General features: G+C 45.1%; 14 protein-coding genes. 4 read left to right on the top strand and 10 right to left on the bottom strand.

Annotated elements, in window-relative coordinates; all coding sequences use genetic code 11:
- Nucleotides 1-35 precede the first annotated feature (35 nt).
- A complete protein-coding gene (gene hmpA, locus ASL14_RS13280) occupies nt 36-1,265 on the bottom strand; it encodes an NO-inducible flavohemoprotein (RefSeq protein WP_134911924.1) in 1,230 nt (409 codons plus the stop codon).
- A 347-nt stretch (nt 1,266-1,612) separates the two neighbouring features.
- On the opposite strand from hmpA, the gene ASL14_RS13275 reads away from it, so the two are divergent.
- Complete coding sequence (locus ASL14_RS13275; RefSeq protein ID WP_442953152.1) at nt 1,613-3,148, top strand: family 43 glycosylhydrolase; 1,536 nt, start codon at nt 1,613-1,615, stop codon at nt 3,146-3,148.
- A gap of 246 nt (nt 3,149-3,394) precedes the next feature.
- Here the strand turns inward: ASL14_RS13275 and ASL14_RS13270 are convergent, their stop codons facing one another.
- Both ASL14_RS13270 and ASL14_RS13265 read right to left on the bottom strand, forming a co-directional pair.
- Nucleotides 3,395-5,344, bottom strand: a complete 1,950-nt coding sequence (locus ASL14_RS13270) for an oxidoreductase (protein ID WP_134911922.1) — start codon at nt 5,342-5,344, stop codon at nt 3,395-3,397.
- A 56-nt stretch (nt 5,345-5,400) separates the two neighbouring features.
- Nucleotides 5,401-6,657 (bottom strand): L-lactate MFS transporter, encoded by a 1,257-nt coding sequence (locus ASL14_RS13265; RefSeq protein WP_134911921.1) that lies wholly within the window; start codon nt 6,655-6,657, stop codon nt 5,401-5,403.
- A gap of 216 nt (nt 6,658-6,873) precedes the next feature.
- On the opposite strand from ASL14_RS13265, the gene ASL14_RS13260 reads away from it, so the two are divergent.
- The gene (locus ASL14_RS13260; RefSeq protein ID WP_044644212.1) at nt 6,874-7,410 is read left to right on the top strand and encodes a PadR family transcriptional regulator; all 537 of its coding nucleotides are present in this window, start codon (nt 6,874-6,876) and stop codon (nt 7,408-7,410) included.
- Between the two features lie 98 nt (nt 7,411-7,508).
- Here the strand turns inward: ASL14_RS13260 and ASL14_RS13255 are convergent, their stop codons facing one another.
- The 5 genes from ASL14_RS13255 to ASL14_RS13235 form a co-directional block, all read right to left on the bottom strand.
- Nucleotides 7,509-8,219, bottom strand: coding sequence for a GntR family transcriptional regulator (locus ASL14_RS13255; protein WP_044644208.1), 711 nt, complete (start codon nt 8,217-8,219; stop codon nt 7,509-7,511).
- Between the two features lie 202 nt (nt 8,220-8,421).
- A complete protein-coding gene (locus tag ASL14_RS13250; protein WP_149917088.1) occupies nt 8,422-9,831 on the bottom strand; it encodes a glycoside hydrolase family 1 protein in 1,410 nt (469 codons plus the stop codon).
- A 75-nt stretch (nt 9,832-9,906) separates the two neighbouring features.
- Entirely contained in the window at nt 9,907-11,235 is a 1,329-nt protein-coding gene (gene celB, locus ASL14_RS13245; protein ID WP_134911919.1) for a PTS cellobiose transporter subunit IIC, read from the bottom strand.
- An 85-nt stretch (nt 11,236-11,320) separates the two neighbouring features.
- Complete coding sequence (locus tag ASL14_RS13240) at nt 11,321-11,653, bottom strand: PTS sugar transporter subunit IIA (protein WP_025684654.1); 333 nt, start codon at nt 11,651-11,653, stop codon at nt 11,321-11,323.
- Complete coding sequence (locus ASL14_RS13235) at nt 11,646-11,963, bottom strand: PTS sugar transporter subunit IIB (protein WP_025684653.1); 318 nt, start codon at nt 11,961-11,963, stop codon at nt 11,646-11,648. Before ASL14_RS13235 ends, ASL14_RS13240 begins: the two co-directional genes overlap by 8 nt.
- A 261-nt stretch (nt 11,964-12,224) precedes the next feature.
- On the opposite strand from ASL14_RS13235, the gene ASL14_RS13230 reads away from it, so the two are divergent.
- Nucleotides 12,225-12,737, top strand: coding sequence for a hypothetical protein (locus ASL14_RS13230; protein ID WP_223263977.1), 513 nt, complete (start codon nt 12,225-12,227; stop codon nt 12,735-12,737).
- Nucleotides 12,738-12,937: 200 nt separating this feature from the next.
- On the opposite strand, the gene ASL14_RS13225 is transcribed toward ASL14_RS13230, so the two are convergent.
- Nucleotides 12,938-13,486: a PilZ domain-containing protein gene (locus tag ASL14_RS13225; RefSeq protein WP_134911918.1), complete on the bottom strand. Its 549-nt coding sequence runs from the start codon at nt 13,484-13,486 to the stop codon at nt 12,938-12,940.
- Nucleotides 13,487-13,506: 20 nt separating this feature from the next.
- The gene (locus ASL14_RS13220; RefSeq protein WP_134911917.1) at nt 13,507-14,079 is read right to left on the bottom strand and encodes an HD-GYP domain-containing protein; all 573 of its coding nucleotides are present in this window, start codon (nt 14,077-14,079) and stop codon (nt 13,507-13,509) included.
- A gap of 102 nt (nt 14,080-14,181) precedes the next feature.
- On the opposite strand from ASL14_RS13220, the gene ASL14_RS13215 reads away from it, so the two are divergent.
- Complete coding sequence (locus ASL14_RS13215) at nt 14,182-15,144, top strand: tyrosine-type recombinase/integrase (RefSeq protein ID WP_134911916.1); 963 nt, start codon at nt 14,182-14,184, stop codon at nt 15,142-15,144.
- The last annotated feature ends 99 nt before the right edge of the window (nt 15,145-15,243 follow it).

Below are 15,243 nucleotides of genomic sequence, written 5' to 3'. Positions count from 1 at the left end.
GGCGAAGGAAACTATCCTTCGCCTTTTTAAACTCCTCACTGCGCTTCGGCTTCCCACGCACTGGCGGGGCCAAAAAATTCATAGTGGATATCCGAAGCAGGAATATTCCACTCCTTCAACAGACCATACACCGATTGCATGAACGCCTCAGGGCCGCAAAAGTAATACTGCGCATTACGTTCCGGTATCACGGATTGCAACCAGGCCAGATCCAAGCGGCCTTCCTTGTGAAATGCCTGTGCCAGCCGATCCTGCTCGGTTGGTCTGCTGTAACACCACCGAACTGCGGTCTGTGCATGTGCGGCGACCAGCTTTTCCACCTCATTACGCAGAGCATGGTTATCCCCATTGACTGCTGCATGGATAAAGGTGACGGGGCGATCCGGGGCAGACTTCACCAAGGAAGCCAGCATACTGACCATCGGTGTTAGCCCGACCCCACCGCTGATCAGTACGACAGGTCTGCGATCTGCCCGATCCAGCGTAAAATCACCCGCTGGTGCAGATACCTGAAGCACATCACCCTCTTGCACCTGCTCATGCAGATACACGGATACTTTACCTGCCGGACGGGACCCTACTTCATCCTCGCGCTTTACGGAGATCCGGTAGTGAGGTTGGCCCGGTGCATCCGAAAGACTGTATTGACGAATGTGGGTATTGTGTTCGCCCAGAATTTCCATCTTTAAGCTGATATATTGCCCAGGCTCGAATTCAGGCAGCACCTGTCCATCCTGCGGCACCAGATAAAAGGACGTAATTTGGTCGCTTTCCTTGACCTTTTTCTGCACAACAAAGCTCTTAAAGTCTGACCAGCCTCCCTGCTGCTGTCCAGCCTCCTTGTACATTTCAGCTTCCACGTCTATAAATACATTAGCGATCACACCATAGGCCTCGGCCCATGCGGCGATGATCTCGTCTGTAGCCGCATCCCCCAACACGTCCTTGATCGCAGCGAGCAGATATTTTCCGACGATAGGATAATGCTCAGGCTTAATTCCCAAACTGCGATGCTTGTGTGCAATCTGCCGCACCACCGGAAGGATTTCCTCCAGACGATCAATGTGCTGTGCAGCCGCATATACAGCATTGGCCAACGCCCCTTGCTGACGTCCTTGCTTCTGGTTAGCGTGATTGAATATATTCAGCAGCTCGGGATGAGCCTCGAACATCATTTGGTAAAAACGCTTGGTGATCGTAGTTCCGCGCACCTCCAAGACAGGTACAGTCGATTTTATCGTTGCAATGGTTTGCTCACTCAGCATCTTTGTATCCCTCTTCTCTCCAAAATAAGATGAACAAAGGGTGTTTCAACATATGCACCCCATCGTTAACCCTCCATTTACAGCCCAGTATACCCACATAAAGTAGCCTTTAATGTGATTGCAGTCACTTTAAATTTGAAATAATTTGTGAACGTGTCAATGACAAAACGCACAATCATAAACATTCCAGAATATAAGCAATGACCTTTCCCCTTTACGGTTTCACCATTCTAAAAACTTCAATTTATTCCACTTGTAAACGCTTCCAATTAAGATAAAATCGAAGATGAGGTGCCGACAAGCCCTTCTGGCCCATCCTATCCGCATTAAGGGAGGCAGATGATATCGTGGAGTTAATCAATAGCAAATGGCTGGGCGCATGGATATGCATCATACTTGCAGTGGTCGGTACAGGGCTTCAACCGAATGCAGCACATGCCGATTCGACAGGTGTGACCCATGCAACCTACGGAGTCGAAGCGCTGAATGGTTTGGATACCATTCATGCTGATGCAGCACTATCGCTGAACGCAGCAGCAAGCACTGCCATTACAAACGGAACGGATTGGAAAGATACCGCAGGTAATCCGATTCAGGCGAACAGCGGCAATATTCTAAAAGTAGGCTCCACTTATTATTGGTACGGCGAGCATGCCGAGAACTGGAAATTCGAAAAAGTGAACGTATATACCTCAACCGATCTGAAAAATTGGTCCTTCCGCAGCAGTATTCTCACCAAGGATTCCGCCCCTGAGCTGAATTCCAGCAAAATTGAGCGTCCCAAGGTCATTTATAACAAAGCAACCGGAAAATACGTGCTATGGGCTCATTATGAAAATGGCACCGATTATTCGCTAGGTCGCGTAGCTGTTGCTACCAGCGATACACCAGACGGAACTTTTGCCTATCAAGGCAGCTTCCGCCCGCTGAATTATGAATCCCGCGATATGACCGTATTCACGGATACGGACGACAGTGGCTACCTCGTTACCGCTTCTCGCAAAAATGGCGGAGCCAACGATACGATGGCGATCTTCAAGCTGACCGACGATTATATGGGCGTGCAATCTTTTGTTGGTTGGATTTTCGAGAATGGTTACCGTGAAGCCCCTGCTGTTGTAAAAAAGAACAACACCTACTATCTGTTTACCTCGCAGGCATCCGGCTGGTATCCGAATCAGGGTGCTTATGCAACCGCCAGCTCCATGACGGGAAGCTGGTCTGCTCTTTCACCCTTCGGTGACCCGGCGGCCTACGGCTCACAGATTCACTCCATCGCCACCATTACAGGGAGCGCAGGCACCAGCTACATTTATATGGGCGACCGTTGGAATCCGCTCAATCTGAGCGACCACAAGTTCATATGGCTACCGCTGACCCTGAATGACTCCAGTAAAACAGCAACGCTGAACTGGTACAGCAGTTGGGATCTGGATGCCGCGACAGGCAACGTGATTCTGCCTTCGCTTGTGAATCACGCGCAAGGCAAAACGGCGACTGCTAACTCAGTCGCATCCGGCTCTCCGGCTTCGCTGGCGAATGACGGCAACGCCCAAACCTCATGGAAGGCCGCATCTGCATCCTGGCCCGCCTGGTGGCAGGTTGATCTGGGCAGCACGAAGACAATCAGCGAAGTAGATATTTCCTGGTTTATGTACAAAGGGTCTGAGGCGTATTATAAGTATAAAATTGAATATAGCACCGATGGAACTAACTATTCCACGATTGACCGTACCAGTAATACTACGTATGGATTTACCAGTGATAAGGTTAACTTTCAAGCACGCTACGTGCGGATTAATCTCTTCAATGCGGTGCTGTTTAATAACCCGAACAACTGGTATACCCCAACGGTGCATGAAGTCAGACTGCTTGGTAACTAACTTTCGCATCTGGAATATTGCCTTAGACCCTTGAGATCGTAAGACCTTACGGGCAAATTCACCAAAGGCTATGCTATGCTGACCATCCATACAATCTGTAGTCCTAAAAAATATCGCACAACTCTTGCACAATGTTGTACTCATTTGCAGGAGTTGTGCGATTTGTGTTGAACCGCTATGTTCGAGTGCCTCTCTTAAACTTCCAGAAGCGTCCCAGGCCAGGTGGTGATAGTGAGTCGCAGGTCATTAGATATCAAGCGCTGCATGATATCCTTGATAGATTGCAGTCGTGATCGTAGATGCCTTCACACAATCTCCGATTTGTGAAACATAAGGTGCACAATCCATTAACTCATCTACTACGTTTCTTCTTGCTCGTTGTCCAAGCGCACAAATGACTGAAGTACCTGGAACAAGATGTTCTTCACCATTTGAATCAGCGCAAACAACACCTTCTTTTGTAACACATAGCCCTTTAAATCCTAAATGAACTTGAATGTTATTCTTTTCGATTTCTTTTAGCATAATGGGACGATGTCTAATATTAGCATCTGGAGCCAGCTCTGCTCTCATCTCTACCAGATGAACAGTCTTACCTTCCTGGGCAAAGTGAATGGCTGCTTCACAGCCTGCCAGACCGCCTCCCAATACGACTACGCTATCGCTGACTTTGTCCTTCTCCAAAAAGTAGTTATTCACAATAACTACGTTATCACCATTCAATCCAGGAATCGGAGGAACAAGCGGTACGGAACCAACCGCTATAATTAACGCATCCACATTTTCTTTCTCCGCATACTCTTTAGTAACAGGTGTATTTAAACGAATCTCAACGCCAGCGTCTTTGGCCAGTTTTCCGAGAGTAACACCTAACTCATACATCTCATATTTAAAAGGAATCGCCTGTTCTCCCCTCAAGATACCACCTACCTCGTCAGACTTCTCACATAGAATGACTTTATGTCCCCGTTTAGCTGCAGTAAGAGCTGCATAAAGTCCGCCTGGGCCTCCGCCGGCTACTAGAACCTTACGTGGATTAGGGGAAGGATATATTTCTGTTCCATCCATTTCACGACCAATTAATGGGTTAACCGTACAGCGTCTTGTGGATGTTTCTGCACGTTCAGCCATACAGGTGAAGCATCTCAGACATTTAATAATGTCCTCGTCGCGGTTACTCATCACCTTTTTTGGAAGCTCTGGATCAGCCAGCAGTGCGCGAGCCATTTCAACAACATCCGCCTGACCGCTGGCAATGATTTCTTCCATTTGGGCCGGGTCATTTAATCCGCCGACCGTTGCAACCGGAACACTTACATGCTTCTTAATCTCTGCTGCAAGATAAACGTTACTTCCATGAGGCAAGAACATCGAAGGATGTGTGATACCAAAGCCTGTCTGATAAGTTCCAGCAGATACATGGAGCAAATCGACTCTTGATTCGATTAATTTAGCAATTTCTATACCTTCTGTCAGGTCATAGCCGCCTTCAAATAACTCCGAACCACTCATTCTAAACTCGATTGGGAAGCCAGAACCCACCGCTTCACGGACACTGTCCAAAACCTCCTGTGCAAAACGCACCCTGTTTTCCAAAGATCCGCCATACTTGTCTGTTCTGCGGTTGAAATAAGGAGAAAAAAACTGATTAATCAACCATCCATGTCCGCCATGAACCATAATCATTTCATAACCTGCTCTCTTGGCAAGTCCAGCACATCTACCATAAGCTGCTACGATATCATCAATTAGTTCTTGCGAAAGTTCCTTTACTTCTCTGCCGTCCGGGCGTACTCCGGGGCTGGGTCCCCACTGAGCAAGTCCTTGTTTCTTATTTTTGTCAGTCAGATAAGTTCCTGCATACTGTCCAGAATGAGACAATTCCACACTGGCAATTGCCCCGTGACGGCGAATTGCGTCTGCAGTATAGGTAAAACTAGCAAGAGAATCTACTGTCCCCAGATCCAGATGGTACATATGGGAAGCTTCCGTTTCGGGATGAACTACAACTTCACTGACCGTGACTGACGCAGCACCGCCTTTTGCTCTTAATTCATAAAAAGCTGTAGATTTCGGTCCAATAGTGCAGTCAGCTGTAATATCTGTACCTCCCATAGGAGCGCCAAACATTCTATTTCTGAAAGTCACATTTCCAATCGTGATTGGTTTACATAGGTTTGGATATTTTCTTTGCATGATTTCATTCTCCTTATTTGTATTTATTTGCTTTCTTACGTTTAATGGATAGCTTTCTAATTCTTATCCACAGCCATCTTCTGATTTTTTCGGGCAGCCAACTTATATACAAATGTTAGAACAAGTCCTGTTATGCCAAGTACGGCCGCAATGACAAAAGCTCTCTGATAGCTACTGTCTGTGCTGTAAACATGACTCATAATGGATGGGCCAAAGTATCCTGCTGTTGCAAATCCAATAAACATAATTCCATAATTCACACTATTATTTCTCACACCAAACTGATCGGCAGTAAATCCAGGAAATACCCCCATCAGTGCACCAAAGCATAAACCAATAACTGAAATACCAATATAGAATGTCAACACACTACCTTCGCCTGAAAAATAAAGCAATGTGAGTCCTATGACCGAAAAGACAGAAGAAAATGCCAGGGTATTGATTCGACCGATTTTGTCCGAAATATAGCCTGCAACGATTCGTCCGCCCGTGTTAAACAATGCCAATACGGAAACAACTGTCGTAGCGGCTGCCGCAGACATACCAATCATTTTCTGAGCTATAGGAGAAGCTTGTGATGTACACATGAGTCCGGCAAAAGCACCACACATTAATAACAAGATCATGATATAAAACAGAGGGCTTGAGAGCATGCCTTTCCAGTCTTTGTCGTTCTGAATAGAACGGCCAACATTTACAGTCTTGGGTGTCCATCCTGCAGGGACAAAATCAGATGGACATTTCTCAATGAAGAAAGAAGCAGCACATACAATAATAAGAAATGCTATACCGATGATAATGAATGCTGATGTCACACCAGACCTACTGATTAAACTATTGGCAATAGGAGGTATAATAACTGAGCTTATTCCATAAGCAGCCGTTGTTATACCGCCAACTAATCCTCTTTTGTCAGGGAAAAACTTAATAGAGTTGCTAATTGTGCATCCGTAAACCATTCCCGTTCCTAGGCCGAGTACGATACCGTAAGTCAATACCAGGTAACCTACAGATGTTGCAAATCCTGATAAAATCATACCGCCTCCAAACAGCAAGCCCCCTGCAAAGATCACTTTCTTGGGCCCGAACCGATCATTAATCCAGCCACCTGAAATCATCGTGATAGGACCTACCGAATTTGTAATCGTAAATGCTATAGCCAAATTCCCCGGTGTTAAACTAAGTCCTGTGACGCTGCTCAAATATTCTGCCATTGGGGCAGAAAATACACTCCACGCGTAAATTGATCCAATACACAGATTAATAAAGCAGCTTGCAATCAGAATAATCCATCTCTTTTTTGTAAGTTCCACTAAGATCTTCTTCTCCCTCGTCGTTGTATTGTGAAATCATTCACATATTTCGAATTAATATTAACACGCACTTTCTAATATATCAACAGAAACATGTATGTATTTATATGATTTGTCGAACGTGTTTTTGAATATATGTATCAATCTTATTCTGGACTCGCTAAATATGTTATACTTAACCAATAAACGACGAATATGTATAAGGAAGAGAGCCTTATGAGAACTTTAAAATATGCCATCCTAGGCTTGTTAAATAAAGAACCTATGACTGGTTATGATATCGGTAAAGAATTCAGTAGAGATTTAGGCGAATTTTGGACTGCAAAGCACAGTCAGATCTATCCAGAATTAAAAAAACTGCTTAATGAGGGACTTATCGTCTACGAAATCCAAATTAGCGGAGAGATTTTAGAAAAAAAATTGTATTCGATTACGGAGGAAGGCAAAGAAGATTTTTTACAATGGTTAAAAAAAGCAGAGCCTATTGAACCGACTCCCAAAGATGTGTTTAGGCTGAGAATGTATTTTTCTAATCATCTGGATGTAACAACCCGATTAGATCTGTTGGAACATCAGCTGCTTCAACATCAAGATAGGCTGGAACATTTACGCAAAAATAAAGAACGCTATGAAACTATTCCTCCTCTTGATAGTGATAACTTTGGCGATTATCTTGTATTAGATGGTGCTATTTTACGCGAGACTGGAATCATACAATGGTTAGAAAATTTTATTTCTTATTGTAAAAAATAGAACGTCTCCTTTTCCCCTAAATGGTTAACCAAAAGAAAGCATAAGGATCCGAGATCTGTAGCTCGAATCCTTATGCTTATTCTTTTATTCTTTACTTATCAACGCATCCGGTTCACTGTGGTGAACACAAATTTGTCGTACCGATGTCGTGAGAAAGAGTATTCAAACGGAATACCCGTATCCAGATAACCCACCTGCTCAATTTCCAAGATTGGATCATCCGCTGCACAGTCCAAATGCTCCCGATCCAGTTCTGTCGACTTGGACGCGCGAATTGTACGATGTGAACCGACAATATTAAGGCCCAGCTCCTCCTTAATATGTTTATACACCGAGCCATACAGCACCTGCTCGGTAATACCGCTTATCAGCTTCGTGGGCATGTACGTGCGCTCGATAACATAGGGCTCGCCCTCTACAACACGCAGACGGATGAGGTGATATACAGGAGAATTGGCATCAATAAATAGATGAGCCGCTACTTCCTCGGATGGAAATTGAACGTCAAAGGCTACGATTTTATTTTTGATTTCTTTTCCGCGCAGGACGTTGGTTAAGCCCAGCATTTCATTCACGACGACGTTAACAGGACCATTGTGAACCGATTTGACGATAAAGGTCCCGTGCCCTCTTTTACGATTCAACAGTCCTTCCATCACCAACGTATCCAATGCCCTCTTAATCGTCATCCGACTCACCTGAAACTCATTTGCCAGCGAGATTTCATCGGGGATCGGATCATCACCGCTATAGGTTTTATCCATAATCCGCTGTTTGACTTCTTGCGCAATCCGCTCGTATTTATTCATCAGTCTACCACCTGTACTAAAAATTGTTTTATGTCAGCATTTTACCAAAACATCGGTATCGCTGGTTCATTTTGTTCTGCAGGCGGGACGTTAAGGTATTACGGTATAAGTAAGTATACCGAACATTACACTTTCTCACCAGCGGCATACGGCATAGTCCATTTTCGGTGATGAAGAAAAAAAGGCGGTCCAGAGGACCACCTTAAAATCCGTTATTTTCAATCACCTGCTTGAACCAGTGCCCACTTTGTTTAACGGATCGTTTACCTCCGTCCTGCAGGTCGACAGATACAAAGCCATAGCGGTTTTTATAGGCGTTCGACCAGGACCAGTTGTCCATAAACGTCCACAGGTGATAGCCTTTCACATTGGAGCCCTCCGAGATCGCTCGTTGAACCCATTTTAGATGCTCACGGATAAAATCAATGCGATAGTCATCGCAGATCATACCCTGTTCATCCCTGAATTTTTCCTCACCCTGAACGCCCATTCCATTTTCTGAAATGAAGCATTCGATGTTACCATAATTTTTTCTGACATTAGTCAAAATGTCGTATATTCCCTTTTCGTAGATTTCCCAGCCCCGCATCTCATTCATCTTGCGACCAGGCATAACGTAATAATCGAAGTAACGTTCAGGCACAAAAGGCGCGTCCGGGTTCGGCAGACTTTCGCGGGCCTTGACTCTGCGCGGCTGATAATAGTTAATGCCCAGCAGGTCAACCTTACCCTGACGTATAATCTCCCGGTCCCCTTCTTCCGTTACTGGTAAAAAATCCTCTTGGCGTAACAGCTCCACGAGCAAAGGATTAAATTCTCCCGTCACAGATGGGTCTAAAAAGGAGCGGTTAAAGAACGCATCACATATTTCAGCAGCCTGCACGTCTGCCGGATGCTGACTACGCGGATAGGTTGGCGTCAGGTTCAAAATAATGCCAATTTTGCCCTTATAGCCTCCCTTTCTGTATGCCTGAATGGCACTGGCGCTCGATAACAGGGTATGATACCCCACCTGTACAGCTTTACGGAAATCCACTTCATTCGGGTAGTGGAAATCGTACAGATAGCCGCCTTCCACCGGGACAATTGGCTCATTATGCGTAAACCATTTGGCTACACGATCCCCAAACAGCTCGAAGCAGGTATTGGCGTAATCCACATAAGCTTCGACCGTATCCCGATTTACCCAGCCTCCCTTTTCCTGCAAGGCCATCGGCAAGTCAAAGTGATACAAATTCACGAACGGCTCAATATCGGCCTGACGCAATTCTTCTATCACTGCATTATAGAATTGAACCGCCTGCTGGTTTATAGCACCTCTTCCCGCCGGAAACAGGCGCGACCAGGAGATGGAAAACCGAAATGAATTATGGCCCAGCTCCTTCATCAGTGCAATATCTTCTTTGTAGCGTGTATAAAAACGGGACGTATCCGCAGGACCGACCCCGTCATAGAAACGGTTCGGCTCCTGCTCAAACCAATAATCCCATATGTTCGGTCCTTTGCCGTCTCCCTCCACGGTTCCTTCTGTCTGGGTAGCCGAAGCTGAGGAACCCCACCAGAAGTCGGATGGAAAAAGGTATGAAACGGTTTGCTGCTCTGTATCTTTCATTTCGGTATGATTCACAGCTCTCTACTCCTCTCTCTTGTTCCATGAAACTGCTGCTGGCGTAGCAGAAGATTCACATTACATTCCTATCGATTGATCCTTGCCTGCAATGGCCGCCTGGCTTAGTTCCTCTTCCTGTTCTTTACGAACATTTACCCGGTCGATAATTTTCAGGAAAGGGAACCAGATGATAAAGACGACAACCATATTAAACAGTTGCAGCACTCCGCCCATCAGGGAACCCGTCCCCATCATTCCGCTAAAGAACAATGGCATCGTCCAAGGAACCTGTATCCCATTAGGTGGAGGCACAATTCCGGTAGACATGGCAAAGTAAGTAATCAGCGTAACGATCATGGGTGAAATCACCCAAGGAACAAAAATCAGCGGATTCATCACAATCGGCAGACCGAATATGACGGGTTCGTTAACATTGAACAAGCCCGGTCCAAGGGCCAGCTTACTGACCTGCTTCATTTGCTTGCTCTTAAGGAAGAACAGAATCGAAAGTACCACGGCCAGGGTCATACCTGTACCACCGATACCTACTGTATAAATATCCACAAACTGCTTAGTGATAATATGCGGCAGCTCCAAACCTTTGGAGTACGCTTCATAGTTTTCCAGTGCCAGCGTATTCCAGATCGGGTCCATGACCGAGTTGATAATAATTTGACCATGTAGCCCGAAGAACCATAAAAGCTGAACAAAGAAAACTGCAATCAATGTAGGGATAATGCCACTGCCCAAATGCACCAGCGGTGCCTGAACGGCATGATAAATCAAGTCATGCAGATTATTGTGAAGCGTCAAAGTGACCACTACGTTGATGATTAAAAATATGCCCAGCGTAATACACGCAGGAAGCAACGCAGCAAAAGACTTGGCAACCGCTGGCGGAACCCCTGGTGGCATTTTAATAACAATCTTCTTCTGCGTCACCTTTCGGTAAATCTCAGCCGCGATAAAAGCGACGATCATCCCGAGGAACATGCCTTTGGCCCCAATCCGGTCGACCGGAATAACACCTGCAATCGTAGCGCCACTCTCTTGAGTCAGCACGAACGGAGTCAGCATCAGGAAGCTGGCCAAAGCGATCATGCCGCCAAATATCGGCTCTACCTTATAACTTCGGGATAGATAATACCCGATCCCGACGACCACGAACATGGTCATGATATTCAGTGTTGCATTAGGCGCAATATTCAGCAGATTTTGAAAAGCAGTCAAATTGCTCTCGCCCATCCACCCTTTTAGAAACGGCAGATTAATAATAACGACGATAATGGAGCCGAAAACCGTTAATGGAAATGACAACATAAATGCATCACGCAGTACAGTAAGATAGCGGTTGTTGTTCAGTTTACCGGCAATAGGTATTAAAATTTGGCTTAATTTTTCAAACAAAGCCTATTCCTCCCCGCGAAGTAACTTGCATCAGGTTTGTTGTGAAATTTTCATGTCCCTAATTTCACAAACTCTTGTGTACAGATTATAAATTTCTGGATTTGAAAAGCTCTAGCAGCTCTTGAACCAGATCCTTCATAGTGACCGTGGACATGAGATGATCTTCCGCATGCATCAGAAGGAGCGACAAAGGAGTTGGGGTTCCTCCGGCTTCATTCTTCACCATTTGAAAATGGATATCATGCGCAGCCCGCAAATCCTGCTTCGCCTGCTTAATGAGATCGTCTGCACCTTCCGTGTTCTCATTCCGGTATTCGCTCAGTGCTTGAATCACTTTACTGCGAGCGCTTCCACTATGAAGAATGAGTTGGAAACTAATTTGCTCTTCCGTCAGATCGGCTATGTTGACTTTATCCATTTTTACGCTCCACCAGCTTCAAAGCCTGTTCATAGACTTTCTTGCCGTCGACCAATCCGTACGCCATCATGTCGATCACTTCTACATGGATACCATATTGAGCAGCTTCCTTTTGCAGTTGTCCTTTAAGAAAGCTCATTTGTGGTCCGATCAATACCGCGTCCGCCTTAGCCATTTCTTCTGCTGCCTGATCCTGACCTACTGCCCAAATTTCAGCCTCGTCTCCAATAGACTTGGCATAATCCTGCATTTTGGTAACCAGCAAACTTGTAGACATACCCGAGCTGCACGCCAATAAAATATTTTTCATGATTGTTCCTTCCCTTCAAGGTCTGATTGGATGCTAACTAGTAGAAAACGTTTACAGAGTAATTATAAATCCGCTTTTTTGATTTGTCTATACATTTAAATTATATGTATAGACTTTTTTTGAAATGACAATTCGTCCATTTTTATTTTCGTAAAATTAACGCGTTGATCTCTTTTCTTTAATCTTTCAATAACAATTAGGTTTCACAATAGTAGGATAAGGCGCATTTTGCCCATCGAGGTTCAGACTGGATGTCATAGAGTGAAGCATATTGTGGAGTATGCCATCTGGTGGGACTACGAAATCGGTCACCTCTATGAACTGGAGCATGCGTGGGTCTATGACGGGCATGACGGTGAGGTTGTGGACTGCGAAGCCAGCTTTCACGGCAGAGTACTCAAAGGACTGCTCAAGGATCGTAGCAATGTGCTTGATGGTACACATGTGCGTCTGTTCTCCCAACCGGGAAAGCACGCCTTCTCGCCGATCACGGACATTTTTGAATTGTTGCCTGACCTGTACACCAATGCGAACGAACGCGCTGGGGTGGACGGGCTGCTGACGAACGAGCTGTTTCACAGCCTGATTGCCACGAACGATGAAATTGATGGACTTGTACGGCGTCATCTCCAATCGTTGTCCTTCGTACCAGCTATGGAATTTGAAGAATACTACTTCGCGCCGGAGCTGTTCATGCCATGGTCTTCGCTATTTCGCATCATACCGGAACGAATTGAAGCCCAGGTACAGGAGCTGAAGCGTCAATATTTGTAGTTGTTATTAGGAAATACAGAAAGGAGTACAGCAGAGTGAAGGTGAGAACAGCGGGCAGGCGCATACCCTGAGCTTCGATCCATCTATATATACCGCTCAGCGGACAATAGATATAATAGCCACTCGTCTTGTGATCCTTTCCCCAATGGCTCAGGTCATTGCATAGCGGGGACACATACACAAAAGCGATCGTGGCTTTTTTATACCACAGGTGTAGGTGTGGTGGGAGCTGCGGTTTTTAAAACACGCTGATTAATGCAGTACATCAGCCTTTCCTGGTCGCTGGAACTCATTTCATCAAACACAAGCCCATAGGTTATAAAAGGCTGGCTAATATGCGCCTCTTTTCGGATTAAATGTGCCTGCAAGACAAAAGGCTCTTTATTTAGCTCAAATTCAACCTGAATGAGGACTGGTTTTTTCAAAGGCAGATCATAATCGCAAATCAGCTTTAACCCCTTCACGCTAATGTCTTGTATTTTACCGATCCCTTTTCTATGAGTAAGCCTTGCCAGAGTCTCATCTCCAAAATGTAAAAACTCAAACGCACAGCCCTCATCCGGAATACCCAAACGAAAGGCTTCCCGCCGATTCAACTTGCTGTTGGCTTCCTCCAGTAACTTCTTAATTTCCTTTTTCTCCAGCTCTTTAATACCCAATTGTTTTTTTAAATCTATGAAATGAATAATTCCGTTGACCAAGCATACAACGATCATAAAAATGATAAGACCTACGATGGTGGATATCATGGAACATGCCTCCCTCTGAATTATTGTCCAAGGGCACTCGACAGGTCCTCAGGCAAATGCAAAAACCGTTCAACATATAGCAAATCAAATTGTGTTCCAATGTGACGCCAAAGCTCCTCTCTGGCCTCCTGAATGGACATGCCCTGGCGATACGGTCGATCGGAAATCATACTATCAAATGCATCCATGATAGAACACATTCGAGCCATTGGTGGGATTTTGTCCCCACTTATGCCAAACGGATAGCCCTGTCCATCCCAGCGTTCATGGTGAAATCGGACGATATCTACAATATCCTGGTCGAGCATGCCCTCTCTTAAAATAAGCTGGGTACCCAACAGAGGGTGGAGCCTCATGACTTTCCACTCTTCTTCATTTAAAGGAGCTGATTTATTCAATATGTCATCCGGCAGCAGCATTTTTCCAACATCGTGAATGCAACAACCTATGACGAATTTCCGTGTCTGCTGGTCATCAAAATCCAGGTAAGGAGCTATTTGCTTAGCCATATTGCCAACCCTCATGGAGTGTTCATACAATTGTTTATCTTTGGATAGCAGGCGAGTTAGACAGCTCACTAAAACATTTTCCATAAATATTCCTCCAGTTTTGACGCGCGGTCAGCGATTTGCCTTAATATTGAGAATAGATATCGCACAATATTCATTGTGCGAACGAACAGGAGGAATTTTTTTATGTATACGTCTAAAATGACATCTTCTCAGCTACATGCCCCTTCCATGCATAACCCAGAGACGTACACGGATGACGAAATTACAGGATTATTTTTAAGTACTTGCAGTAACTCCCCGTATACCCTGCGCAACTACAAGAGGGCCATTCAGCAGTTTCGAAATTTCACATCTGGTAAACCGTTACGGAAAGTGACATGGCAGGATATAGAGGTCTATAAAATCGGCTTATTAGAGGGTGCTTGCAGTCCTACCAAGCAAACACCTGCACCAGCGACCATTGCCAGCTTCTTGGCCCCATTAAAATCGCTATACAAGTGGGGGAGTGATCCGAGCATTCATATTTTTCAGCACAACCCCACCACAAGTGTGCGAACCCCCAGGATTCCAGTGAACAGTAAAAATCATTTCTTAACCAAAAATGAGCTGCGTCAGCTTTTAGCCTATTTAAAAACACAGGGGGAACGAAATTATCTGATCGCGCTCACGCTGGTTTTATTGGGGCTTCGGGTGTCTGAGATGGTGTCTATACAGTGGGATCACTTCCATACCGATCCGACGGAAATGTTCATATGGCTGACTGTGTTTAACGGAAAAGGAGGCAAACAGCGCGAGGTCAAAGTACCCGCAAGACTTTGGGAGATGTACAAGCAGTACAGAGACGCTTTCCAGCAAGAGGACCCATTAAATATGCGAGAGAGGTTGTTTCCGTTGTCAGTAAGGCAAGTGGAGACGATTATTAAGCTGGCCAGGGAAAAAGCCGGGATCACGAAAAAGATAACCCCCCACTGGTTTCGCCACACGAATGCTACATTAGCCTTGATTCATGGTGCATCGTTACAGCAGGTGCAGGAAAATCTCGGACACTCCCACATCAATACGACGCAACGATACCTTCATACGGTTAGCCAAATGCAAAAAGCAGCCCCCGACTATGTGGAAGACTGCCTAAAAGATATATTATAGGTATTTAGTTACAAAAGGGGGTTGAAAAAATAGTCTTAAATAACTAAAATAGAATAAGAAATATTCTTTTTTTAGTTCATTTTACATATCGCACAATGA

The sequence above is a fragment of the Paenibacillus sp. IHB B 3084 genome, from assembly GCF_001447315.1.
GTDB lineage: Bacteria > Bacillota > Bacilli > Paenibacillales > Paenibacillaceae > Paenibacillus.
This window is presented reverse-complemented; position numbering and strand designations above follow the sequence as displayed.